Source organism: Bacteroidota bacterium (assembly GCA_016706255.1).
Taxonomy (GTDB): Bacteria; Bacteroidota; Bacteroidia; order Chitinophagales; family BACL12; genus UBA7236.
Genome location: JADJJZ010000003.1, coordinates 1,267,723 through 1,291,844 on the forward strand (window position 1 = coordinate 1,267,723; position 24,122 = coordinate 1,291,844).

A 24,122-nucleotide genomic window follows, 5' to 3' on the forward strand; every position below is an offset into this window, starting at 1 on the left:
TCAAATGAATCAGATGATAAGTCGGAGCACCGCTTAGGATTATCTGATTATTGGGTAGTGAAGTTAAATGCTGAAGGTTTAATTGAATGGGATAATACCATTGGTGGTGATTCATTTGATGAATTAACTGCAATAACACAAACTAATTTTGGCGGATATATCATGTGTGGCAGATCAGTATCGGATATTTCTGATGATAAAACGCAAAATGTAATTGGTTTACCCGGCGATGATAATCATTATGATTATTGGGTTGTTCAAATTAATTCATTAGGAATTGTTGAATGGAAAAAACACTGGGTGGATATGAATCTGATTATGCCACTGATATTATTGCAAGTAGCGACAATGGGTATGTTGTTGCAGGTTATTCCAATTCGGGAAGCACGGGCGACAAAATTGGTCACGATGGTGATTATGATTATTGGATTGTAAAATTAGCTGCTGATTTTACCTGCGATGCACCCGGCGGAATTTATAGTGATAATATTACCGCTACTTCAGCAAACATATTTTGGGAGGCAGGTTTAGATTCTTCAAAATATCAAATAAATTATCGCCCGATTACAGGTGGCGTATGGCAAAAGAAAAATTCAGTCATGTTTTTTAAAAATTTAACAGGATTGTCGCCAAACACCACTTATGAATATAAAATAAAAACCATTTGTGGCGATATTTCCAGCCCGTTTTCAGCTTTATATAATTTTACCACTTTACCGTTAAAAGAAGGCGTGACCGATATTCCGGATTTTTCTATTTATCCCAATCCAACCAATAATAATTTTGTTTTATCTGCAGAAATAGCTGCCACAGTAGCAACAATTGAAATTTATTCCCTGCATGGTACAACCATGTATATTAAAGAAATACAAAGTATTGGCGGAAAAATAAATGAAGTCATTTCAATTGAGGGATTACATGCCGGAGTTTATTTAGTGCAATTGGTTTGGGATGGAAACATGATAGTGAAACAATTAGTGATAAATTAATATTGTCTGATGTTTTACAAGGATAAAATCAAAACCGTTTTTATATTTTGATATTGAAAGTCACTTCTATAAGTTTTCATTTTGAAAAAAGTTAATAAATAACATGCGCCTCTCACCAATTATTGAAACCGACGAATTACTGAAAATATACAATAATCCGGATGTGATGATTTTTGATGTCAGCACCGGCAAAAATGCATATACTAACTACCAACAGCAACATTTAACCGGCGCTTATTTTGTTGATTTAAATACACAATTGGCGGATATTAAAAGCGGTTTTGCCGATGGAGGAAGACATCCATTGCCAACTGTAGCAGCATTCGCTAAAACGTTAACCGACCTAGGTATTTCAAAAAACAACCATCTAGTTATTTATGATGACAATAATGGTTCAAACGCTGCTGCCAGGTTTTGGTGGATGTTAAAATCGGCAGGGCATGAAAAGGTGCAGGTTTTGAATGGTGGATTCATACAGGCCAAAAAAAATAATTTTCCGATGCGTGCTAAAACGGAAATTATTAAACCGGCCGCGGAACCTTATTTAATCACCGAATGGACCTTGACAACAATCGAAATGAACGCTGTACAAAATGTTTCACAAAACCCTGATTATTTGGTTATAGATGTACGCTCAAAAGAACGTTATGATGGTAAATTTGAACCTATCGATTTAATAGCGGGACATATTCCCGGAGCAGTAAATATGCCATTTACAGAAAATATAAACGAGCAGGGATTATTTCTCGACCCGCAAGTTTTAAGAAATAAATATGAACTGTTATTCAACCAAATTAAATCGGAAAATATTATCGTGCATTGCGGCTCAGGTGTAACGGCTTGTCATACGTTACTTGCTTTGGCTTATGCTGAAATGGAAATTCCGAATTTGTATGTCGGTTCGTGGAGTGAGTGGAGTAGGAATGATAAAACGATTGTAACTGAAAATGATTGAGGTTATTGATATACTAGTATTATCATTATAAGTGGTGTTTAAAACCTTAATTGAGACAACACTTTTAAAAAATATGGTTTTTTAATTAGGATTAAATAATTTTGTATTAGTAAATTTCAATTCTATAAAAAATGGACTCAAATTTATCTGCCAAAGCCAAAGAAATAGCTGAAGAATTGGATATGGGCTTCAGAACTTTTATTCATAAAACAACCGGTGCATTAATATTTGTTCCTAGCGAGGACGACTTGGAAAACATGGAAGCAGATGCTTGGGAAGAGGAGCTCAAATTATTAAAAAAGCAACGTAAGTCATACGAAGAAATTGAAAAATGGTCTTCCTCAGAAGCCTTTAATATGATGCGTGATTTTACTGAGCAGTTAAACACAGTTCCGCAACTGAAAAACAACCTCACCTACGCCTTAAACAATAGAAAACCATTTGGTCACTTCATGGCGATTATTCACGATAGTGGAGAATACAGGGATCAATGGTTCGATTATAAATTGAAATGGCAAATGGAATTTGTTGCAAAACAGTTGGAGGTTTTGGGAATATATAAGCACTAATTTGTATGATTGATTTTATTAATTTTTTCTAAACCGTAGTTTAGTCTTTGAACCCTTACGACGCTTTCAGTATTTGAATGTCGGCGAATCTTTTTTACACTTTGACATTGATGGTTATTATAATCTGAAATTCTATAAAGCTTGGCACTCCTTTAAGCACCCTAATTTTTTAATTTCAGCCTCCATTTCACTTCCTTTGGCACGCAAGCATGGAGAATGTATCATAACCATTTGGTAATCAATAATTTATGCAATCAAAACTAACTTATAAAATATTAATAGTTATATCAGTTTTGGTTTAATTACTATAAGTATACTAATAGTTAAATATATTCTATATCTTTGTTATAACTTATGTAATACTTATAGTTAGTAACTGAAAAGCTAACTAACTAATACTATTATAATATTAAAGCCAATAATAATGGAAAACTGGTTGTTTTTAACAGAAAAGGAGATATTAACCGAAATCGGTAAACGACTTAAAAAAATTAGAGTTCAGCATAATCTGACACAGCAAGAATTGTGTGAAGAAGTTGGACTTAGTGTAACAACAATTAGTCAAATTGAACAAGGCAAGTCAACAACCGTTGAAAGTTTGATTCGAATATTGATTCGTCTTAATCGAATAAAAGATTTTGAATCTGTATTTAGGGTTGGCGAAAATCTGGAATTAAAATTGAAATTTGAAAAGGCCAAATTAAAATCGGAGCGAACCAGAGCATCTAAAAAAATAAAATAGGCATGATAGTAGAAGTATTTCTTTACGGTCAATCCATAGGAACTGTTGATTGGAATGATGACAAAGGATGTTCCATTTTTCAATATAATTCGCAAATAATTGGAAAGTTGGAACCTTCACCGATTGTAATGCCAACAGAAGCAGGTGTATTTGAAACAAATAGAGACCATATCAATTTTCATAATTTACCTTATTTACTTTCTGACTCACTACCTGACGATTTTGGTAATGTAATGATGAAGGCTTGGTTAACACAGCATGATTTATCGATAGAAGACATAAATCCGGTTGACCGATTAACATATATTGGTATAAGAGGTATGGGCGCCCTGGAGTTTGCACCTATTAATCATAAGTCAAACCATAATTATAAAGTTGATGTAGGTGAGTTGTTAGCTGTGGCTAAAAAAGTATTGGAAAATAAACAGGCAACTATTTATAGTGATTTAGATAAAGAAAACCTTTCTAATATTTTAAGAATAGGTACATCGGTGGGTGGTGCAAGGGCAAAAGCTTTAGTGGCTATAAAATTTAACCAAAATAATAAAATAAAAGAAATAAGACCCGGTGACATTATTCAACCGGTGGGTTATACTTATTGGCTATTAAAAATTGATGGTGCAAATGAACATAGTCTTGGTGAGAGCGAAGGTATGGGTAAAATTGAATTTGCTTACTTCAAATTGGCAAAGGAAGCCGGAATAGAAATGTCTGAAAGTATGTTGTATGAAGAAAACAACAGGTTTCACTTTCTTACAAAACGATTTGACAGAGCAAATAATGGTGAAAAATTACATATGCAGACATTTGGCTCATTAACCGGAATTGACTACAAAATCCCTAAGGCCGGAACATACGAGACTTTATTCCGAACAATGAAAAGGTTGCAATTACCTTATAATCAATTCGAACAGCAATATCGTAGAATGTTATTTAATGTAATTGCGAGAAATCATGATGATCATGTAAAGAATTTTTCTTTTCTGATGTCGCCCGATGGAATTTGGCAAATAGCTCCAGCCTATGATATATGTTTTTCATACAGTCCCGGTGGAACATGGACAAGTGTGCATCAATCTTCCATAAATGGCAAGTATGATAATTTTTCAAAAAATGACCTGCTTGAGTTTGCCAAAACATTTGGCATTAAAAAAGCAAATATTATTTTACAAGAGGTGATTGAGGCTGTTAGTAAATGGAATAAATTAGCAACTGAATTGGAAATTCCTTCTGAACGAATAAAATACATTCAGGAGCATTTGAGAATAAATAATTTCAATTAATGATAAATACTGAATTTGGCAGGTCCATTTATTACCAACCATTATCCATCAACTTAATATTTAAACATTCACTATGAAAATAAACGATATTTTATTGCTAAACATGCTAATTTTATTTGTATCCTGCAGCAGTCAATCTGAAAACAGTGCAGGCAACAGTGATATTTTAACGGAACCAACTTCGATTGGTAAACCTGTCACTCAAATCGATGAACAGTTATGGTATGTTTTCCAGGATTCAAAAAATAACTATTGGTTTAGCAGCAATGGGAAAGGCGTATTCCGGTATGACGGAAAAAAATTGGTAAATTATAATACAGCAGATGGACTTGCTAATGATACGACCAGACAAATTCAGGAAGATAAACTTGGCAATATTTACATTATAACATTTGGAGGTGTCAACAAGTTTGACGGGCAACAAATTACCACGCTCCAGGCAATTAAAAGCAACGACTGGAAATTGGAAGAAAACGATATGTGGTTTAATATCTTGGGGAAAAAGAATGAAAATGGACCTTATAGATTCGATGGAAAAAATTTATATGATTTAGATTTCCCAAAACATTTTCTACATGATGAATTTATGACCGGTGGCATAAACCCGTTTTTTAGTCCCTACGAAATTTATACCATTTATAAAGACCGACAAGGGGCAATGTGGTTTGGGACTTCAGTTTTTGGGGCATGTCGTTTTGATGGAAAAACAATTAAATGGATGTATGAAAAAGATTTAACGATTGTTCCTGCAGGTGGCAGTTTTGGTATAAGGTCTATCTATGAAGACAAAGCCGGAGATTTTTGGTTTTGTAATACCTGGCATAAATATCGATTTGATTTTGAGCAAACTCAAAAAAGTGACAGATTGCAGTATCAGAAAAAAACCGGTATCGGAAATGCACAAATTTTTGATGGGGAAGCCTATATTTATTACTCCCATATTGTGGAAGACAATAATGGTAACATTTGGCTCACTACTTGGGATAAAGGAATTTATAAATATGATGGAGAAAATATTATTAATTATCCAGTAAATGACGACGCAGTTTCAGTGAATGTAGTTTCTATGTATAAGGACCGACAAGGTAATTTATGGCTGGGTACACTTGAACATGGTGTATATAAATTTAATGGAACTGCTTTTGAAAAGTTTGAAATTTAGTCCGATTAACACTTTAAAACAATTTATTCCCCTTTAAAAAACCAATTTTCAGATTCAGATTTTTTGCGTCGGGAAATTGGAATTTTTATTCCGCTTGTTAAAACGAAACTTCCATCTTGTAAAGTTTTAATATGAAATTTATTGACAAGAAACGAGCGGTGACTTCTGAAAAAGTTTTTATCTGTAAGAATATCTTCAAAGTAGGCTAAATTTTTTGAAGATAACTCTTTACTGTTATTGTTTAAATAGATGCTGCTATAGTTACGGTCGCCTTCAATATGGGTAATTTGTTTTAAGGGTAATCGTAAGGTTCCATTCTGAAGTGGTAAAACAAGTTTCTGATTTTCGACATCTTTTGATTCAAGATTGCTGAGTGCTGTTTTAACATCGATTGTATTATTAGCTGATTTAAGTAATCGTTTGATACTTTCGTCGAGCTCATTTTCTTTTATCGGCTTTATGAGATAGTCCAGTGCATTAAAACGAAATGCTTTTATGGCATAGTGACTGTGCGCCGTTGTAAATACCGTTTGAAAATTAATATTTGTTAGTCGTTGCAGCAATTCAAAACCGGTCATATCCGGTAATTCAACATCCAAAAAAACCACATTGGGCCGCAGTGTTTCAATCAGGTTGATTGCCTCTTTGCCTGTTTTTGCTAAACCGATAACTTCAATCTCTTTTTCATATTCCTCAAGTAAATCAACCAACAGGGTTGCCATTAATTTATTATCTTCAACAATGAGCGATTTCAGTGGTTGCAATGGCGACTAATTTGCTGCCGAAGATAAGTAGATTTTTCTAAGTTTTTGTTTAATCACCGCTGCTCAAACGCCTGATCGTATGCACCAACTCAAATGCACCAGGAGTTGAATACCATCATTTTTGCGGCTTCAGACTTAACTTGGGCTACCGTTTGATAATCGTAATAACCATTAGATAACCCAACTAAGGGCATTCGTACTTTATCCCATAAATTTGTTATATCAACTGTTCAGGCAAGCTGCGCAATGGTGTTTAGCTTTAAACTGAGTGCATGCCGGTGGATTTGAGATAGAAAAACATTTAAATTATATAATCATTTTCAGGCACTCAAAAATTTCATAAGTTGGGCAGTTAATAATAAATGCAATCTTAATCATTACGAATAATGTTGGAAAAAAAAGTAGCAATTAATATGTATTTTAATTCAAGTATTTTATGAAGCACATCTTACATATAGTCTTCATTTTACTTGTTAGCAGTAATTGTTTTACGCAGCAGCAATACACGTTTACAAAATACACCGAACCGCATGGACTTACAACGAGTAGCATGTGGCAAATGTTTAAGGACACAACAGGTTACCTGTGGATTTATGGTGAACCGGGTATTGCAAGGTTTGATGGGTATAGTTCTAAATTATTTCGGCATAATCCCGACGATTCTAATAGAATCCTTGACTATCCTATGTCAAATGCGTTTTTACTGCCTGATGGAAATATTTATATCGAAACCTGGGAAGAAGTTCGCCTTTATGATCCCCAAAAATTAGCATTCAATAAGCCCTTTCCGTATAAGATTCATAGAGGTCTTAAAAACTATTGTTATAGTTTGAAGAATGATAACAACGCACTCTACTTTTTTACAGATGAAAATCTAACACGGCTAAGTAATGCTGAGTTTAATTCCTTTCCACTACCTGAGCGTTGGGAATATGGTACATCAAGTGCCGCAAGTGACTCTTCAAGCAATATTATGCTGAATATTTCCGGTAATGTGTATATTTTTAAATCCAATGACAAAAGGTTCACCAAAATAAATTTGTATGATCGCTTTGCCAAATCTGACACCACCGTTTTTTCTGTTGTATATAGTGCGCTAGAGAAAAATTTTATTGCCATCAGTACAAAACATCTTTACCGCTACGATAAAAACACTGACAGGTTCATTCCTGGTTTGGACCTCCACCAAAATGGCTCTGTGAAGCAAATGAGTGAATTTAACATCCCTTTACTGTACCAAAAATACTATTTTGCTTTTACAACAGATGGAAAACTATATAAATTAAATATTGAAACGGGAGAGGAAATAATTATTCAACTCAACAAAAAAATTCCTGAACATGAAATAAAATTTTTAAATATTGATGGTGTCGTAGATAAACATGGTGTGCTTTGGATATATTCTAACTGTATGGGGTTATTTCGTTACGAAATCCTGAGCGACCAGTTTGAGCAGTTTATTTATGAGCCCGGAAATGAGGGAAGTATTCCTACTAACAATATTATAACAATAATACCTGATGATGAAGGAATGGCTTGGATTGGATGCGGTGTTGAAGGTTTAGTTAAAATGGAACCTGTGGTGCGCGTTATGGAACGCTTAAGTCCTGATGAGAATAAAAAGAAGATAGTTTTCCATAACGATGCTATCAACGTTCGTTCATTCCTCGAAACAGAATCAGGATATCTGGTAGGTGCGCTGCATGGTTTTTATAATTATGATGCAACAAAAAAAGAATTCAGTGAAGTTACAGGACTGCTCAGACAAGAACCAACAAATGTCTCCGCTTTGGCAAGGGATGAATCCGGAAATACCTGGTCAGGAACCTGGGGTGGATGGATAAGTATAGAGCATCCAAAAAACAATAAGCGTATATCTTTCGATAAAAAAGCTGGAGAGAAAGAGGTTCGTGATATGTTTTGCGATAGTAAAAACACCATGTGGATTGCCACCGGGGTAGGAAAAATATTTACTGTTAATGTAAATGAAATTGATTTTGACAATCCGGCTTTACTGAAATTCAAACCCGTTGAATATAATCTGAATAATGATTCCGGCATTTCAAATATTGTTTTTACTATCACTGAAGATGCCGAAGGCAATATGTGGGCAGGAGGTAATAAAGGATTGTATTGTTTGAAATCCGGAGAAGAAAAATGGATTCACTATTCCAATATTCCCGGTGATGAGCACAGTATTCATGGAAATGATGTGCGCGCTTTGGAGTTCGACAAAAATGGTAACTTATGGATTGGCACCAATGGTGGTGGCTTGAACCGTTACAATAAAGCCACCAATAATTTTACACATTTCACAACGGAGAATGGATTACCCAACGATGCAATTTACACCGTACTTTGCGACAACAATGGGATGTTGTGGCTGGGTACCAATTTCGGTTTATGCCGATTTAATCCGGATGATTATTCATGCAAAAATTTTACTTTAAAAGATGGCTTGCAGAATTATGAGTTTAATACCAATGCTGCGTTAAAGCTGAAGGATGGAAGATTACTTTTCGGAGGAGTGGACGGCTACAATGTTATTGATCCTTCCAAGATTGATAATGCAGCATCACCACCTCCAACTGTTGTCATATCATCTATCAAAATTTTTGATCGTGAATTACCACCGGGTGATGGTCATTTAAAATTAACATACAACGAGAATACGCTAACATTTGAATTTGCAGCCCTGAGCTTTTACCTCAACCAGGATAACCGGTATGCTTACAAGATGCAAGGCATTGATCCGGACTGGATATATAGTAATGACAGGAGATTTGTAACATACTCCAACCTCGAACCAGGAACATATATTTTCAAAGTAAAAGCGTGTAACAGCAATGGTGTGTGGAATGAGGAAGGAACACAAATTACCATTACAATTACTCCTCCATGGTGGAAAACATGGTGGTTCAGTTCCGGTGTTGTCCTTTTTATTATTTTATTGGTTTTATGGCTTTTTAGGCGGAATACTGCGGCACTTCGAAAAAATAAATTAATTCTTGAAAAAACGGTAAACCAGCGCACTGCCGATCTGCGAACACAAAAAGAAATTGCTGAACAACAAAAAACGCGTGCAGAACTTTCTGAAAAAGCAAAACATCAGTTCCTGGCAAATATGAGCCACGAAATTCGTACACCAATGAATGCAATAAAAGGGATGACGGATATTTTAATAAGACGTAATCCTAATGATGATCAAAAAGAATATTTAACCGGTATTAAACAATCCTCTGATTCATTGCTGGTTATCATTAACGACATTTTGGATATTTCAAAAATTGATGCTGGTAAAGTAGAGTTGGAACATGAACCATTCTCTATAAATGAGTTGGTGAATAATGTATATACTATTATGCAGTTCAAGGCTGAAGAAAAAGGTCTGTTTTTGCAAAAAAATATTCCGAATGAAAATTTAGTTGTTCAGGGTGATGCTACAAGATTGCGACAGATTCTTTTAAATTTAATTGGTAATGCCATTAAGTTTACTGAGAAAGGATTAATTACTACTACAGTAAAATCAGAACAAGTTGGCGAAAATTTGAGTTTGCAGTTTATTATTTCTGACACCGGAATTGGAATAGAGAAAGACAGGATGGAAAAAATATTTGAATCGTTCGAACAAGCTTATAACGATACAACGCGGAAGTATGGTGGTACCGGCTTAGGTTTGAGTATTTCTAAAAAACTGGTTGAATTACATAATGGTAGAATATGGGTTGAAAGTGAAAAAGGTAAAGGCAGTCAGTTCCATTTTATTATTCCTTATACAAAAGTAAAAACAACAGTTGAAGCAACTCAGGATGTTATTGATTTTACTGATGTTCCAAAGCAACTTAAAGGCTTGCACATACTCTTAGTAGAAGATAATCATTACAATGCAATTGTAGCTCAGGAAGAATTGGAAGATGCTATTGAGGATGTACGGATAGACATCGCAGCGAACGGGATAATTGCCGTGGAAAAATTAAAATCCAACACATTTGATGTGATTCTCATGGATATCCAGATGCCCGTAATGAATGGATTTGATGCCACCAAAGCAATCAGAAAAATGGAAGGTGAAAAATCAAACACACCAATAATTGCCATGACAGCCAATGTGCTGAAAGAAGAAGTTGATTTATGTTATGAGGCAGGTATGAACGATTTTATTGGAAAACCATTTGATATAGATGAATTGCTGACTAAAATTCAAAACCTAATAAAAAAATGATGTTTAAATTCAAGCATATTAAATTATTTATTTGTTACATTATTTTGTTTCAAACTATTAATTGTTTTGGACAAAACAAAAAATTGCTTGATAGTTTATATCATCAACTCGAAATTACCAATGACAGCGCAAATAAGGTAAATCTTTATTATGAGATTGCATCACATGAAAGTGATTACAACAACTTTATTGATAATATTGACAGCGCATACCAACTATCGTTAATTTTACGTCAAGAAGATGCACTCCAAAGAAGTTATGACATTTTAAACGCCCGATTATTAAATTGCAAGGTTGATACACAAAAGGTACTACTTTATTACCGTCTTGTTAATGCTACGTTTGACTCTTTGGTTTCGTTTCAAGCAATTAATGAAGGGTTAAAGCTTGCGACAAAAATTAAATATGAGCATGGAATTACAAAGGGCTATAATACCCTTGGCCAATCCTACAGAGTATATGGATTAAATTATTGGCCAAAAGCAATTGTTATGTATGACTCCGCATTAACCATTGCCATAAAAGTGAATAACAAGGCTGACATTGCAACAAGTTACCATAATCTTGGACAGATATACCGTTTTAAAGGCGATTACGTTCGCGCTCTTGACTATTATAATAAAGCAAATAAATATGCTTTTGAAGCACAAGATACCGTAGAGATGATGTGGAATTACCATGACTTGGGATGGATGCGGATTTCGATGAAAGAATATGCATCTGCCATAACATATTTAAATCAAGGTATTTCGCTTGCCGTTGCTACCAATACTACTTATTCAGTTGCTGATATAACAATGCATAAAGGTGAAGCGTATTGGTTTATGGGACAGTATGATAGCTCTTTTTACTTTACGAGTAAAGCTTATGAATTATTTAAAACAATCAGTGCTACTGAGAACATGACCCATTGTCTTAATCAAATGGGATGGGTTTATGAATCACGAGGTCAATGGAAGGAAGCAGAGTATGTATACAGGCAAGCTATTAACCTTGCTAATGATTTATCAACAGACTGGATACCTAAATCAAATGCCGGATTAGGGGATGCATTGTTTGGACAAGGTAAATACAAAGAAGCGCTACAATATTATGTGGTGGCGGAAAAGGCATTAAGCAACGTAACATTCGACCGGTTAACAAAAGAATGTTATGAAGGGCTCGCAAAAACATATGTGCAATTAGGTGATTATAAAAATGCCTACGAAACGCAATTAAAATTAAAGGTTGTCAGTGATTCCCTATTGGCTAATGAAAATGTTGAGAAACTATTAGCGACACAAGCGCAATATGATTTTGATAAGCAAAAAACGGAAGCCAAAATTGCACTTGAAAATCAGGAAACCAAATTAACTAAAGAGCGGTCACAGAAATTAATTTTTTTAAGTGGCGCTGCTATACTTTTATTGATTGTTATTGGGTTGTATTTCAGGCTTCGCTACACCCGAAAAACACAACAATTATTACAACAAAAAAATGCAATTATAGAAGCTGAAAAAGAAAAAGCCGAATCCAGCGAAAAAGCTAAACACCAATTCCTGGCTAATATGAGTCATGAAATTCGCACACCTATGAATGCTATAAAAGGGATGACGGATATATTAATAAGACGAAACCCTAATGAAGACCAAAAAGAGTATTTAACCGGAATTAAACAATCATCAGATTCATTATTGGTAATTATTAATGACATTTTAGATATCTCAAAAATTGAAGCCGGCAAAGTAGAGCTGGAACATGAACCATTTTCTGTAAATGAATTGGTGTATAATGTGCACACCATCATGCAGTTCAAAGCTGAAGAAAAAGGTTTGTTTTTACAAAAAGATATGCCTCAAGAAAATGTTTTGGTTCAGGGTGATGCAACACGACTGCGACAGATTCTTTTAAATTTAATTGGCAATGCCATTAAGTTTACAGAGAAGGGATTAATTACCACTACGGTAAAATCAGAACGGGCATGGGATAAGATGAATTTACATTTTATTGTTTCTGATACCGGCATTGGTATCGATAAAGACAGAATGGGAAAAATATTTGAATCGTTCGAACAGGCTTATAGCGACACAACGCGGAAGTTTGGTGGCACAGGTTTAGGTTTGAGTATTTCTAAAAAACTGGTTGAATTACACAATGGTAAAATTTGGGTTGAAAGTGAAAAGGATAAAGGCAGTCAGTTTCACTTTATTATTCCTTATACAGTAGTAAAAACGACAGTTGAAGCAGCTCAGGAATCAGCAATCAGTTATGATGCTGTTAAACAATTAAAAGGCTTGCATATATTGTTAGTAGAAGACAATCATTACAATGCTATTGTTGCGCAAGAAGAACTGGAAGATGCTATTGAAGATGTACAGGTAGAGGTTGCCGCGAATGGATTAATTGCAGTGGAAAAGTTAAAAGCCGGCACCTTTGATGTGATCCTGATGGATATTCAAATGCCGGTAATGAATGGATTTGATGCCACCGAAGCAATCAGAAATCTGGATAGTGAAAAAGCGAACACACCAATAATTGCCATGACAGCCAATGTGCTGAAAGAAGAAGTTGACTTATGTTATGCGTCGGGTATGAACGACTTTATTGGAAAACCATTTGACACAGATGAATTATTAATTAAAATTATTAACTTAAAAAAATAAACGATCATGTTTAAAAAAAATGCCACCATATTCATTGTAGATGATGAACAATTATTATCTGAAATGTTAACCGATTATTTAATGGAACAAAATGAACATTTCAATATTAAATCATTTCCTACAGGAGAAGCCTGTTTGTTGCACTTGGCTACAGAACAACCTGATGCTGTAATTTTAGATTATTATCTCAATTCAAAAGAAGCAGATGCAGCAAATGGCATTGACATATTGAAGGAAATTAAAAAACTTAATAAACGTTTACCGGTTATTATGTTATCCAGTCAAAAAAGTTATGGCACTGCTGCAAAAACTATCATGTATGGAGCAATTCATTATGTAATAAAAGGACAGGATGCTTTTGAAGAAATTTATCAACTCATAAATGCAAATGTATAAATGGTAGATCTGACATATTTAACAAAGTTTGCGAAAAACAATCCGGTAAAAATGCGGCGTTACATTTCGTTGTACCTTGAAGCAGCACCAAGCGCCTTTTCAGCAATGCAACGTGACCTGAAAGCCGAAGATTGGGAGCAACTGCGCATTAACGCTCATTCATTAAAACCACAAGCCGATTTAATGGGAATTAATTCGCTAAAAGATGGTCTTATACAGATAGAAGATGCTGTAAAAAAACAGCAGTTTGACAAAATCGAAAATCTGTTGAAATCATCACATGTCATTTCCCTGGCAGCAGAAGAAATATTAAAGGAAACGTTAAATCAATATCCGCAATAAGAAAGTGACATTTTAACGTTACACAAACAAGTACAACAAATTGCCCACAACAATAATTATTCGATTACCATAAGCCCAAATCCCAAAAAGCCGCTTGTAATCGAATAATTAAAACGATATACACATTATAAATACAAAATCATTTTTTTGGGAATAATATTTTAGTTCTGTTTCGAATTCAAATTTTTCGTGGTTAACCAATTACAGTATAATCAAATATAAATTTGAATTCGAACCCATTAATTGTTTATCAAAAACCCAAAAAATCAATGGCCAACCCCAATTATCCCGACCGCAAATCGATTCGTTTAAATGGTTATGATTATTCAAAAAACGGGTTATATTTTATTACGTTATGTTGATATGATCGCATTTGTATGTTTGGTGATATACAATTGGAAAAAAGTGTTTCGTTAAATGCGGATGGAAATAACAAACAGCAAATAATGATATTGAACAATCCGGGAAAAATTGACAACGAAAATATGGGGTCCTTGGCTTTAGGCTAAGTTATGATAATTTACAGCATTAATTTTTTTATGAGATATGTATCGGCATCTACTCAATCTTAGTAGCATACAGATCTATGTAAAATGGCCCGAGGCCGGGTTGAAGATGGAAGTGTAGATCGGGGTTGGTAAATTCCAAACTTGGCTTCCATTCGGGGTCGTAGCCGGGATACTGGAATACTTCGCCGGTAAAGTAGAATGAATATGTTAAAGAAGTATATATGCTGTCATCTACTAGCACCTGATAAACTAAATCAACGATAGAATCCTCCTCGGATTTTTCCAGCGATAATGCATATAAGACTATGGTATCCGCTTCACTATAACTATATAGAGAACTCTCAACTTTGATTCCCGTGTATTCGCCACACACAACATCACGGTAGTCGTCATGGATATAATCATAAGTGCAAGACGATAATCCGATAAGTAAAAACCACAAGATTAAATTTTTCATAGTAGGAGAGATTGTATTGATAATATTTATCAAAGTTAATAAATGCCCGTTAATCACGCAATATCTTATGTCACGCCGAAGTAATATTAGATGCTGAGAAGGAGGACCTTTTCGTATTACGTTTTTCACTGATATGCATGATTTTATTACTGATTGACATCATCACATGTCATTTCCCTGGCAGCAGAAGAAATATTAAAGGAAACGTTAAATCAATATCCACAATAAGAAAGTGACATTTTAACGTTACACAAACAAGTACAACAAATTGCCCACAACAATAATTATTCGATTGCCATAAGCCCAAACCTACCAAAGCCGCTTACAATCGAATAATTAAAACGATATGCACATAATAATTACAATATCATTTTTTTGGAAATAATATTTTAGTTCGGTTTGAATTAAATATTTTTCACCAAAATCCCAAAAAAATGATGTCCAGCCAAAATCCGAATGCCCGCAAATCGGTCAGATTAAAAGATTACGATTATGCACAAAATGGGTTGTATTTTATTACCATTTGTTGTTACAAAGGAATTTGTTATTTCGAAAAATCCCATCCCAACTCCGTAGGGGCCGACCCATGTGTCGGCCCTGACGAAAATGCCCATGCGAACGACCACAACAACCCATGTGTCGGCCAAAACCTAACCATTCAATTAAACGATGCCGGAAAAATGATTGAAAAATGGTATTATAAATTGCCTGAAAAATTTCCGCATGTTAAATGCCATGAAATGGTGGTAATGCCAAACCATTTTCATTGTATTATTCAAATTGCCGGTTCCGTTCGGGCCGACACGCGGGTCGGCCCCGACAGGGCATCATTACCTACGATTATGCAATGGTTTAAAACAATGTCAACCAATGAATATATTCGCGGCGTTAAATTATATAACTGGAAACCATTTTATAAAAAAATTTGGCAACGCAATTATTACGAACACATCATCCGTGATAAACAATCCTATCTAAATATCACCAATTATATATACAACAATCCCGCGAAATGGAAATTTGATCGATTTAATGATAATAGATTGAGGCGATGAAAATTATACGAAACATTTGGGCTAGGGATTGAAGCGTAAACCCCGCAGACCGCTTTTTCAGCGGGCGAGGAGTTGCAGCGTAAAGCCCGACCCGGCGCGGGAATGTGTTGTTGTGGGAAAATGATACCAGCCGGGTAGCCCCCAAATCATCCTTATTTTAAATTTTTGACTGCGATATAAAATATTATTAGTTTTGGGTTGTTATTGGTAATTCTATTTTTAAAAATATTTCAATGAAACCCATCAATAAAATATTATCTGCATTTTTTATTTTATTTCTGATAACAAATTCAGTTATTGGTCAAACTGCCTCAAATGCTGTGCCGGAATTAATTTTTCGCAATGGTGAAGCGCAGCCGGTTGCTGAATTTAGTGACCCGTCAGCATGGATAAAAGAAGAGCTTTGGGTGGAAACAAATTTTGATTCGGATTACGATGGCAAACCGGACAGAATGCATGTATTTGTTACACGACAAGCGCAAACACAATCGGGGAAATTACAATTGCCGGTAATTTATTCGAGCAGTCCGTATTACGGATTAAAATTATGGACGTTGTTGCGTATGGGTTCCAATAAATATAACTGGAATGTGAAAACGGAATTAGGTGAGGAGCCAAAATCAAGAAAACATCCGAATTTTAAAACGCGCACTAAACGGCCATTAATGGAATTTTATTCCAACAATATGTGGGTGCCGAGAGGATATATCATGGTATATTCATCATCACCAGGAACAGGATTATCGGACGGTGCTCCAACAGTTGGCGGAGAAAATGAATCGCTTGCACCAAAAGCTGTTATCGACTGGCTTTGCGGAAGGGCTAAGGGTTATACTACGCGAACCGGAAATGAAGAAGTATTGGCTTTTTGGTGTTCAAAAAAAATAGGTATGATGGGTGCATCTTACGATGGCACTTTATGTATTGCTGCAGCAACAACAGGTGTTGAAGGACTGGAGGCAATTATTCCGAATGCTCCCGTTACATCATTTTATCAATATTATCGTTCCAACGGATTAGTACGTTCACCGGGAGGTTATCCGGGAGAAGATATTGATGTTTTATATGATGTAATTAGTACGGGCGATAAAAGTAAACGCAAAAATAATAACCGATTAATTCGTGATAGTATTTTAGTAAAAAACCTGGATCGCGCAACAGGTGATTATAATGATTTTTGGGCAACGCGTGATTATGTAAATAAAATAAATAATATGCATGCTGCCATGTTAATGGCTCATGGTTTTAACGACTGGAATGTGATGACTGAACAAAGTTATCGTTTCTACAAAGCTGCTAAGGACAAGGGTTTGCCGGTGCAATTATATTATAATCAGGAGGAGCATGGTGTTGAGCCATCGTTATCTATAATGAATAAATGGTTTACAAGATATTTATTTGGAATAGAAAATGGTGTGGAGAATGATCCGCCTGTTTATATTGTTCGGGAACATACAGAAGATGCAACAGGTTATGATAGTTATCCGGATAAAAATGCAGCACCCGTTACTTTATATTTAGCACCGGATGGTGAAAACGCAGGTAATTTAATTTTTGAAAAAATTGCAGCTATGGTAACAGATACCATTACCGATAATTATAAAATTGCAGGTAAAGATTTAATTGAAAATAAAAACAGCGAAAATCGTTTATTATTTGTAACACCGGTTTTGGAAAATGATGTGCGTATTTCAGGAATTCCAAAAATTAATTTACGATTGGCAAGTAATCAACCTGCAGTAAATATTTCGGTGTGGCTGGTTGCGTTACCATGGGAAGAAGGTAAGGAAATTGAAATTTATGATAATATTATCACCAGAGGCTGGGCTGATCCGCAAAATTATCGTTCTATTTCTGATGGCGAATTATTACAAGCCGGCACTTTTTACAATTTAAGTTTTGAACTCATGCCTGATGATCAGGTAATTCCAAAAGGTCAGCAAATTGGATTATTGATTTTTTCGAGCGATAAAGAATTTACCCTATGGCCAAAACCGGGAGCGCAAATTTATTTTGATTTGAACGGAACCTCAATCGTGTTGCCGGTTGTGGGTGGGGTTGAGGCTTTGAAAGGTGCAATTACTAATTAAAAATATCGCTGTAATTAAATTAATTGTAATATTAATATTTATTTTAATTATGGGAACGTTATACGAAGATATTAAAGTACATTCGGCATGGTTAGTTAATGCTTTTAAAGCTGATGGGCTCTTACTTGATAATTCAATTGATAGTATAATTGAAATTGATAAATTTTTTTATAAAAATATGTCAGGTAATGTTCCAAAACGTGGTGGTCGTTTATATGGTTCAGGATATGGAGGAATTCTATTTTCGATTGGTGCTTATGTGGGCGAAACGATAATTAAAAATGTTCCCGAAAGCAAATGGATTACTGACGATTCACTCGAAGAAGGGACATTATATGTGTCTGTTATTTTGCCGGATGGTGCGGAAATCTTTCCAGTAGAAAAAGTAATTAAGCGCTTTAAAAATGGGCCTGAAGATGCAATTTATCCTTATGCGCATCAACTTACGCAAAAATTTACAAATAACAAGTTTAATGACGCCTTTTGGGCTTTGAAAGAGGATATTACCACAAAAAAATGGTGGCAGTTTTGGTGAAATAATTAATTAACCTTTAAAAGATCTCTACTTTCAAAAATATGGTAACAAAAATGTGAATCATATAAATCTCCGCAATAATTATGTAAGGTGACACGCATGGTTACAAGTTAAATTTGTAACAGTGTGAGGACCGATATTAGAAATACGATTGTTTTGTTACGTTTGCCGTTTTCGGTTTTTTTGCTGCCTATTACTTTGTTTTCATTGTATTTTATTCAACCGGAATTAACTGTTGAATTGATTTTAGTGCTCTTTATCTGGCATTTTTTGGTTTTTCCTTCCAGTAATGCGTATAATAGTTTTAACGACAGAGATACAGGGCCCATTGGTGCACTGGAAGCACCACCACCTCCCTCAAAACTTTTATTACACACTGCAAATGCCATGGATGCAATGGCAATTATACTTTGCATGTTGGTTAATTATTATTTCGCTGCACTGGTAGTATTGTTTATTGTAGTTTCCCGATTATATAGTTACCGCAACATCCGATTAAAAAAATATCCGATTCTTGCTTTTATTATCGTTTGTGTTTGTCAGGGCAGTGGAGTTTTTTGTGCAAATGTTTTGGGACTTGCTTCTATTGATTTATTAATTCAACCATCCGTAATTTATGCTGCCATTGCCTGTTTCCTGTTTATTGGAACATTATATCCCATCACACAAATTTATCAGCATGAGGCCGACAGTCAGGATGGTGTTAAAACAATCAGTTATGTATTAGGTAAAAAAGGTACGTTTGTTTTTTCGGGCATATTTTTTTTGCTGGCGACATTTTTTATTTATTTATCCTTTCAGGGATATCACACAATTGGTAATTTCTGGTTATTTAATTTAATCATGTTACCGGTTACCATTTATTTTATTACCTGGGCTATCCGTTCATTTAAAAATGCAGCGCAGGTAAATTTCAAAAATACCATGCTGATGTTAATTCTATCGGCAACATTTAACAATATTTTCTTTTTAATACTCTTAATAAAATAATTATGCCATTTGTGCTGGATATATCAACCGCTGTACCGGAATATTGTATAACAAAGGATAAGTTACTCCAATTTTATACGCGTGCCCTTGCCGCGGAAAACATGCCTGAGATTTCAAAAAAATTACATTTTTTAATTGAAAAAGCAAAAATTACTGACCGATACAGTTGTATTCCCGATTTTGAAGGCGAACAACAGGAATTATTTACGAATAATGTATACGCTCAATCGGTAGACGCCAGAATGCGTATATTCAAAGAAAAAATATTTTCGCTTGCAACTAAAGCAATTGATAAGTTATTTAAAAAAAATGCCTCATTACCTGAACAGGTAACACATATCATTACAGTTAATTGCACCGGATTATATGCACCGGGTTTAGAATTTGATGTAGCCAAACATTATCAAATAGAGCATGCAGAAAAAGTCGCACTCAACTTTTTAGGTTGTTATGCGGCACTAAAAGCACTCAAACATGCACATTACATTGCGCAGGCAGATCCAACAGCATGTATTTTAATTGTGAGCGCTGAATTGTGCTCCATCCACTTTATGCCATCAATTACCGATGAAGATATTCTTGCCAATTTGTTATTTGCAGATGGCGCTGCTGCAGCACTTGTTTGTGGTGATGATCATCCGCTTATAAAAAATAAAGTTGTTTTAAATATTACGTCCATTGGTTCTGCGTGTATTCCCAATACCGCCGACTTAATGACCTGGAATATTTCTTCCACCGCATTTCGTATGTATTTAAGCCGACATCTAGTGAAAACAATTAAAGAAAATATTCAGCCTGTAGTAGATGAATTTTTATCCGTTGATAAATCGGATATTGATTATTGGGCTATTCATCCCGGTGGGGTAAAAATTGTGGAAGCCGTGCAGGAAAGTCTCAGTTTGTCACCACAACAAGTAGACGCTTCACTGCAAGTGTTACAACAATATGGTAATATGTCGTCGCCAACTATATTATTTATTCTGCAAAGAATATTAAATACCGTTCGTAATTCCGATGCTGCACAAAATAAAAATATTTTCGCCTGCGCATTTGGTCCGGGGTTGACAGTTGAGTTGATTCAATTATTATCAGTAGATACTACTGTACATCATAAATCTAAATCTGAGGCAACCACTTATGCAGTTCAAGTATAGAATATATGATAAGGAATATCTCGATCGCGACGACATCTCCACAAAAGACCTTTACCGAACCTTGGATGAACTGGATGTAATTAACGAAAGGCTCGGTGGATACAGGGCTTCGTTAAATGGTTTAAAGCAGGTTTTAAATAAACCGAAAGCTGTAAATAATATTTTGGACATTGGTTTTGGGGGAGGTGACTTTATTAAAAAAATGGCACAGTTTGCACAGAAAAAACAAGCTCCATTATTTTTTTACGGTGTCGATTTAAAGCAGGACTGTATCGATTATGCTGAAAAAAATCTCGCCGAAATTAAAAACAAAGAATTAATTTGTGATGATTACAGAAATATTGCTCCGGAGTTATTAGAAAAAATTGATGTTTTGCATTGCAGTTTGTTTTTGCACCATCTCACCGATGAAGAAATTATCAACCTATTCCAATTTGGAAAAACTCATCAGTGTATTATTGTCGCCAACGATTTACATCGCAACCCAATTGCTTATTATAGTATTAAATGGCTCACCGCTTTATTTTCAAAATCGTGGTTGGTAAAAAACGATGCGGGATTATCGGTTCGGCGGGCATTTAAAAAATCGGAGCTTGAACAATTTTTGAGTAATGCCGGCTATAAAGATTTTGAAGTGCAGTGGAGCTGGGCATTTCGTTACCGCATAATTGCTTACGCATGAAATATCAGGTTTGTATAATTGGGGGTGGACTAGCAGGACTTGCATTGTCAATTGATTTGCAAAAACGAGGTATACAAGTATTGGTTATAGAAAAAGGAAATTACCCGCGACATAAAGTTTGTGGTGAATATATTTCGATGGAATCGTTTAATTATCTGCATGAAATTTGTCCCAATTTAATTGATTGGCGTTTACCACATATGTCGCAATTTAAACTAACCTCTACAGGTATTCTCGAATTTAAAACAACACTGGACCTCGGCGGCTTTGGCATCAGTCGCCACTTGTTGGAAGAATTATTATTTAATGAAGCAAAAAAACAAGGTGTTCAATTTATGTTATTAACCAAAGCGCTTGCGGTAATTGTAAATGAAAATGACTATCAGGTTAATACTGCAAGTGGCAATTTTTTGGCAGATATTGTTTGTATTGCAACGGGACGAAAATCGAATGTAAAATCTAAAGCAGATAAAGGATTACAACAGGGAACAAATTATATTGGATTTAAATATCATGTCAAATTAAAACGCGATACAAATTTTATCGAAATACATAATTTTCCCGGTGGTTATTGTGGTGTTTCAGGAATTGAAGATGATAAAACCTGTATATGTTACATTGTAAATGCACAAAAATTAAAACGTGTAAATAATTCCATTGCAGAATTAGAAAAAACAGTGCTCAACCAAAATCAACATCTCAAAAAAATATTTAATGCTGCCAGTTTTCTTTTTAAAGAACCATTGTCGATAAGTGGAATTAATTTTAATATAAAACGCCCTGTTGAAGATGATACTTTTTATTTAGGCGATGCAGCAGGTTGTATTGCGCCCGTTACAGGAAATGGCATGAGTATGGCATTGCGTTCGGCTTCGGTTTTAGCTAATCAGCTGGACACTTTTTTCCACCAAAAAATTTCCAAAGCAGAACTCATAGAAAATTACGCTGAATTTTGGGACCACGAATTTGCCACACGCGTAAAACACAGTCGCTATTTTCAAAAACTTTCCGAATATCCCGTTTTTTCGAATGTAAGTATTGGTTTATTTAAAACTTTTCCTTCCTTGGCAGGTAAGGCAATTGGTCAGACGCATGGGCAACCGTTTTAAATTTTGCTTTTATATTTTTTTTATATTTTTGGGTGCTTTAATGCAACACGTATAAATGAACATCCTCCACACCAAACAATTTATTATAGCATCTTGCTTACCAATATTGTTTTTTATATTTTTTTATTGCCTAACAGTTTCAGCGAATGCTCAAATGTTCAGTTTTGATTATAGCGAAATAGACACCTTCCCTCAACAAACGCTTGAAATAATTGCAGATATTAATACCGAATGGTCCGCTTCTCAATATTATACTTTATCGTGGTCCATTTTAATGCTGACGGAAATCAGAGTCTGGATGACATTTACTATAATGTGTTACAATGTTTTATTTATGACTCAAAAGGACTTGCAGGTTCTTATACAGGTAGTCAGCCAACGCAACAATCATGTGGTTTTTCAACGACAGACAGGGTTGTAGATGTTTTTTTCAGAGTGCGCAGAATTACCATTGATGATGTTTATTTAAATCGTTTTAAAGATTATTCAATTGATTGTAATAAAAGTGAATTCAGAAAAATCAGACTTATTGTAAGACATACAAAAAGTAAACATGTTTTGCTCGAAAATAATACCGGAATTGTGACGCTAACTCATCGGAATAAAGGTGCTCTTTTTCCGGATAACATGCCATGTAAGGATTGTTGCGGATATGATATGGCATTAGATTTATCGAAACCATACTTGAGTACTGTTAATGGAAAAATATTAAAAGGCAGTCAGTGGGTAAACAGAAAAAGTATCGCCACAATTGTTAATAAATTACACTTAGTTGAAATTGATCCTGCATTTGTGTATCACGATAAAGCCGGCAATGCTTATACCGGCCAGACGCTAATTAATATGAAACAAATTCCAATTGAATCGTTTAATGTGCAGCGATTTTTTCAGGTGAAAAATATTCTCCCATATCCAAAAAAACGGTTCCCAAATATTTTTGCTTTATTTAATAAAAATAATTAATCGTAAATCAATTAAATGTTTTTTTTGGAGCATTATCATTCTCTTTAATAATAAAATTCGCTTCCCGCTTTTCGTTGCAACGAGCTAAAAAATGTCCAGCTTAATATAAAACCGGCTGTTCCATTGGTACATCGGTACATCCACACATTAACACATTAGCTCGTTTCCACTTCAATCGGGGCTAGGATTCTATGTTCGTCTTTGAAAAAAAATTTTGGGGTTGGTGTTTCAATTGCACTTCATCATGGGCTGACACATGGGTCAGCCCCTACGGATGCTACGAATGAAATGTTTTGTCCCAATGGTTATTCCAATTGTACTTCATCATGGGCTGACACATTGGTCAGCCCTTACGGGTGTTGCGAATGAAATTTTCACTCAGAATCGGCTGTTTAATTGGTACATTGGTACATTTGCACATCTGCACATTCTCACCCCGTTCAAAACTATTTCTAAAAATTTTTGATTATATAATAGATTTGTGAGTCTAAACTGAGGATGGCCTAGTTTAG

At 34.9% G+C, this 24,122-nt stretch carries 20 protein-coding genes; 18 read left to right on the top strand and 2 right to left on the bottom strand.

The window, feature by feature from the left end; genetic code table 11:
* The first annotated feature begins 284 nt into the window (after positions 1 to 284).
* The 6 genes from IPI65_07400 (at position 285) to IPI65_07425 (ending at position 5,700) form a co-directional block, all read left to right on the top strand.
* The gene (locus IPI65_07400; GenBank protein ID MBK7441341.1) at positions 285 to 989 is read left to right on the top strand and encodes a T9SS type A sorting domain-containing protein; all 705 of its coding nucleotides are present in this window, start codon (positions 285 to 287) and stop codon (positions 987 to 989) included.
* Between the two features lie 103 nt (positions 990 to 1,092).
* Positions 1,093 to 1,944, top strand: a complete 852-nt coding sequence (locus tag IPI65_07405) for a sulfurtransferase (protein MBK7441342.1) — start codon at positions 1,093 to 1,095, stop codon at positions 1,942 to 1,944.
* A 131-nt stretch (positions 1,945 to 2,075) separates the two neighbouring features.
* The gene (locus tag IPI65_07410) at positions 2,076 to 2,513 is read left to right on the top strand and encodes a hypothetical protein (protein ID MBK7441343.1); all 438 of its coding nucleotides are present in this window, start codon (positions 2,076 to 2,078) and stop codon (positions 2,511 to 2,513) included.
* 424 nt (positions 2,514 to 2,937) lie between these two features.
* Entirely contained in the window at positions 2,938 to 3,255 is a 318-nt protein-coding gene (locus IPI65_07415) for a helix-turn-helix transcriptional regulator (protein MBK7441344.1), read from the top strand.
* Positions 3,256 to 3,257: 2 nt separating this feature from the next.
* Positions 3,258 to 4,538, top strand: a complete 1,281-nt coding sequence (locus IPI65_07420; GenBank protein ID MBK7441345.1) for a type II toxin-antitoxin system HipA family toxin — start codon at positions 3,258 to 3,260, stop codon at positions 4,536 to 4,538.
* Positions 4,539 to 4,611: 73 nt separating this feature from the next.
* On the top strand, positions 4,612 to 5,700 hold the full coding sequence (locus IPI65_07425; GenBank protein ID MBK7441346.1) for a hypothetical protein: 1,089 nt from the start codon (positions 4,612 to 4,614) through the stop codon (positions 5,698 to 5,700).
* A 23-nt stretch (positions 5,701 to 5,723) separates the two neighbouring features.
* Here the strand turns inward: IPI65_07425 and IPI65_07430 are convergent, their stop codons facing one another.
* The gene (locus IPI65_07430) at positions 5,724 to 6,464 is read right to left on the bottom strand and encodes a response regulator transcription factor (protein ID MBK7441347.1); all 741 of its coding nucleotides are present in this window, start codon (positions 6,462 to 6,464) and stop codon (positions 5,724 to 5,726) included.
* Positions 6,465 to 6,900: 436 nt separating this feature from the next.
* On the opposite strand from IPI65_07430, the gene IPI65_07435 reads away from it, so the two are divergent.
* From IPI65_07435 to IPI65_07450, 4 genes are read left to right on the top strand one after another with little or no spacing between them, the layout of a single operon-like run.
* Positions 6,901 to 10,686, top strand: coding sequence for a response regulator (locus tag IPI65_07435; protein ID MBK7441348.1), 3,786 nt, complete (start codon positions 6,901 to 6,903; stop codon positions 10,684 to 10,686).
* On the top strand, positions 10,683 to 13,328 hold the full coding sequence (locus tag IPI65_07440) for a tetratricopeptide repeat protein (protein ID MBK7441349.1): 2,646 nt from the start codon (positions 10,683 to 10,685) through the stop codon (positions 13,326 to 13,328). Before IPI65_07435 ends, IPI65_07440 begins: the two co-directional genes overlap by 4 nt.
* Before the next feature lie 6 nt (positions 13,329 to 13,334).
* Positions 13,335 to 13,724 (top strand): response regulator, encoded by a 390-nt coding sequence (locus IPI65_07445; protein MBK7441350.1) that lies wholly within the window; start codon positions 13,335 to 13,337, stop codon positions 13,722 to 13,724.
* Entirely contained in the window at positions 13,725 to 14,066 is a 342-nt protein-coding gene (locus IPI65_07450) for an Hpt domain-containing protein (protein MBK7441351.1), read from the top strand.
* A 558-nt stretch (positions 14,067 to 14,624) separates the two neighbouring features.
* On the opposite strand, the gene IPI65_07455 is transcribed toward IPI65_07450, so the two are convergent.
* Positions 14,625 to 15,032 carry a hypothetical protein gene (locus tag IPI65_07455; GenBank protein MBK7441352.1) on the bottom strand — a complete coding sequence of 136 codons (408 nt, stop codon included), beginning with the start codon at positions 15,030 to 15,032 and terminating at the stop codon, positions 14,625 to 14,627.
* A gap of 437 nt (positions 15,033 to 15,469) precedes the next feature.
* On the opposite strand from IPI65_07455, the gene IPI65_07460 reads away from it, so the two are divergent.
* The 8 genes from IPI65_07460 (at position 15,470) to IPI65_07495 (ending at position 23,610) form a co-directional block, all read left to right on the top strand.
* Positions 15,470 to 16,087 (top strand): transposase, encoded by a 618-nt coding sequence (locus tag IPI65_07460; protein ID MBK7441353.1) that lies wholly within the window; start codon positions 15,470 to 15,472, stop codon positions 16,085 to 16,087.
* Between the two features lie 233 nt (positions 16,088 to 16,320).
* The gene (locus IPI65_07465) at positions 16,321 to 18,177 is read left to right on the top strand and encodes a Xaa-Pro dipeptidyl-peptidase (protein MBK7441354.1); all 1,857 of its coding nucleotides are present in this window, start codon (positions 16,321 to 16,323) and stop codon (positions 18,175 to 18,177) included.
* Positions 18,161 to 18,712, top strand: coding sequence for a hypothetical protein (locus IPI65_07470; protein ID MBK7441355.1), 552 nt, complete (start codon positions 18,161 to 18,163; stop codon positions 18,710 to 18,712). Before IPI65_07465 ends, IPI65_07470 begins: the two co-directional genes overlap by 17 nt.
* 126 nt (positions 18,713 to 18,838) lie before the next feature.
* Positions 18,839 to 19,702 carry a UbiA prenyltransferase family protein gene (locus IPI65_07475; protein ID MBK7441356.1) on the top strand — a complete coding sequence of 288 codons (864 nt, stop codon included), beginning with the start codon at positions 18,839 to 18,841 and terminating at the stop codon, positions 19,700 to 19,702.
* A gap of 2 nt (positions 19,703 to 19,704) precedes the next feature.
* The gene (locus tag IPI65_07480) at positions 19,705 to 20,856 is read left to right on the top strand and encodes a type III polyketide synthase (GenBank protein MBK7441357.1); all 1,152 of its coding nucleotides are present in this window, start codon (positions 19,705 to 19,707) and stop codon (positions 20,854 to 20,856) included.
* Positions 20,840 to 21,538 (top strand): methyltransferase domain-containing protein, encoded by a 699-nt coding sequence (locus IPI65_07485; GenBank protein MBK7441358.1) that lies wholly within the window; start codon positions 20,840 to 20,842, stop codon positions 21,536 to 21,538. The genes IPI65_07480 and IPI65_07485 overlap by 17 nt, the downstream gene beginning before the upstream one ends.
* Positions 21,535 to 22,647, top strand: a complete 1,113-nt coding sequence (locus IPI65_07490) for an NAD(P)/FAD-dependent oxidoreductase (protein MBK7441359.1) — start codon at positions 21,535 to 21,537, stop codon at positions 22,645 to 22,647. The genes IPI65_07485 and IPI65_07490 overlap by 4 nt, the downstream gene beginning before the upstream one ends.
* Before the next feature lie 261 nt (positions 22,648 to 22,908).
* Positions 22,909 to 23,610, top strand: a complete 702-nt coding sequence (locus IPI65_07495; protein MBK7441360.1) for a hypothetical protein — start codon at positions 22,909 to 22,911, stop codon at positions 23,608 to 23,610.
* Positions 23,611 to 24,122 lie beyond the last annotated feature (512 nt).

Bases quoted from the DNA above. Each gene is read 5' to 3' on its own strand.
- IPI65_07450 (MBK7441351.1), top strand. From the start codon at position 13,725: ATGGTAGATCTGACATATTTAACAAAGTTTGCGAAAAACAATCCGGTA.
- IPI65_07415 (MBK7441344.1), top strand. From the start codon at position 2,938: ATGGAAAACTGGTTGTTTTTAACAGAAAAGGAGATATTAACCGAAATC.
- IPI65_07400 (MBK7441341.1), top strand. From the start codon at position 285: ATGGAAAAAACACTGGGTGGATATGAATCTGATTATGCCACTGATATT.
- IPI65_07445 (MBK7441350.1), top strand. From the start codon at position 13,335: ATGTTTAAAAAAAATGCCACCATATTCATTGTAGATGATGAACAATTA.
- IPI65_07480 (MBK7441357.1), top strand. From the start codon at position 19,705: ATGCCATTTGTGCTGGATATATCAACCGCTGTACCGGAATATTGTATA.
- IPI65_07410 (MBK7441343.1), top strand. From the start codon at position 2,076: ATGGACTCAAATTTATCTGCCAAAGCCAAAGAAATAGCTGAAGAATTG.
- IPI65_07490 (MBK7441359.1), top strand. From the start codon at position 21,535: ATGAAATATCAGGTTTGTATAATTGGGGGTGGACTAGCAGGACTTGCA.
- IPI65_07405 (MBK7441342.1), top strand. From the start codon at position 1,093: ATGCGCCTCTCACCAATTATTGAAACCGACGAATTACTGAAAATATAC.
- IPI65_07420 (MBK7441345.1), top strand. From the start codon at position 3,258: ATGATAGTAGAAGTATTTCTTTACGGTCAATCCATAGGAACTGTTGAT.
- IPI65_07425 (MBK7441346.1), top strand. From the start codon at position 4,612: ATGAAAATAAACGATATTTTATTGCTAAACATGCTAATTTTATTTGTA.
- IPI65_07455 (MBK7441352.1), bottom strand. From the start codon at position 15,032: ATGAAAAATTTAATCTTGTGGTTTTTACTTATCGGATTATCGTCTTGC.
- IPI65_07440 (MBK7441349.1), top strand. From the start codon at position 10,683: ATGATGTTTAAATTCAAGCATATTAAATTATTTATTTGTTACATTATT.
- IPI65_07435 (MBK7441348.1), top strand. From the start codon at position 6,901: ATGAAGCACATCTTACATATAGTCTTCATTTTACTTGTTAGCAGTAAT.
- IPI65_07485 (MBK7441358.1), top strand. From the start codon at position 20,840: ATGCAGTTCAAGTATAGAATATATGATAAGGAATATCTCGATCGCGAC.
- IPI65_07465 (MBK7441354.1), top strand. From the start codon at position 16,321: ATGAAACCCATCAATAAAATATTATCTGCATTTTTTATTTTATTTCTG.
- IPI65_07460 (MBK7441353.1), top strand. From the start codon at position 15,470: ATGTCCAGCCAAAATCCGAATGCCCGCAAATCGGTCAGATTAAAAGAT.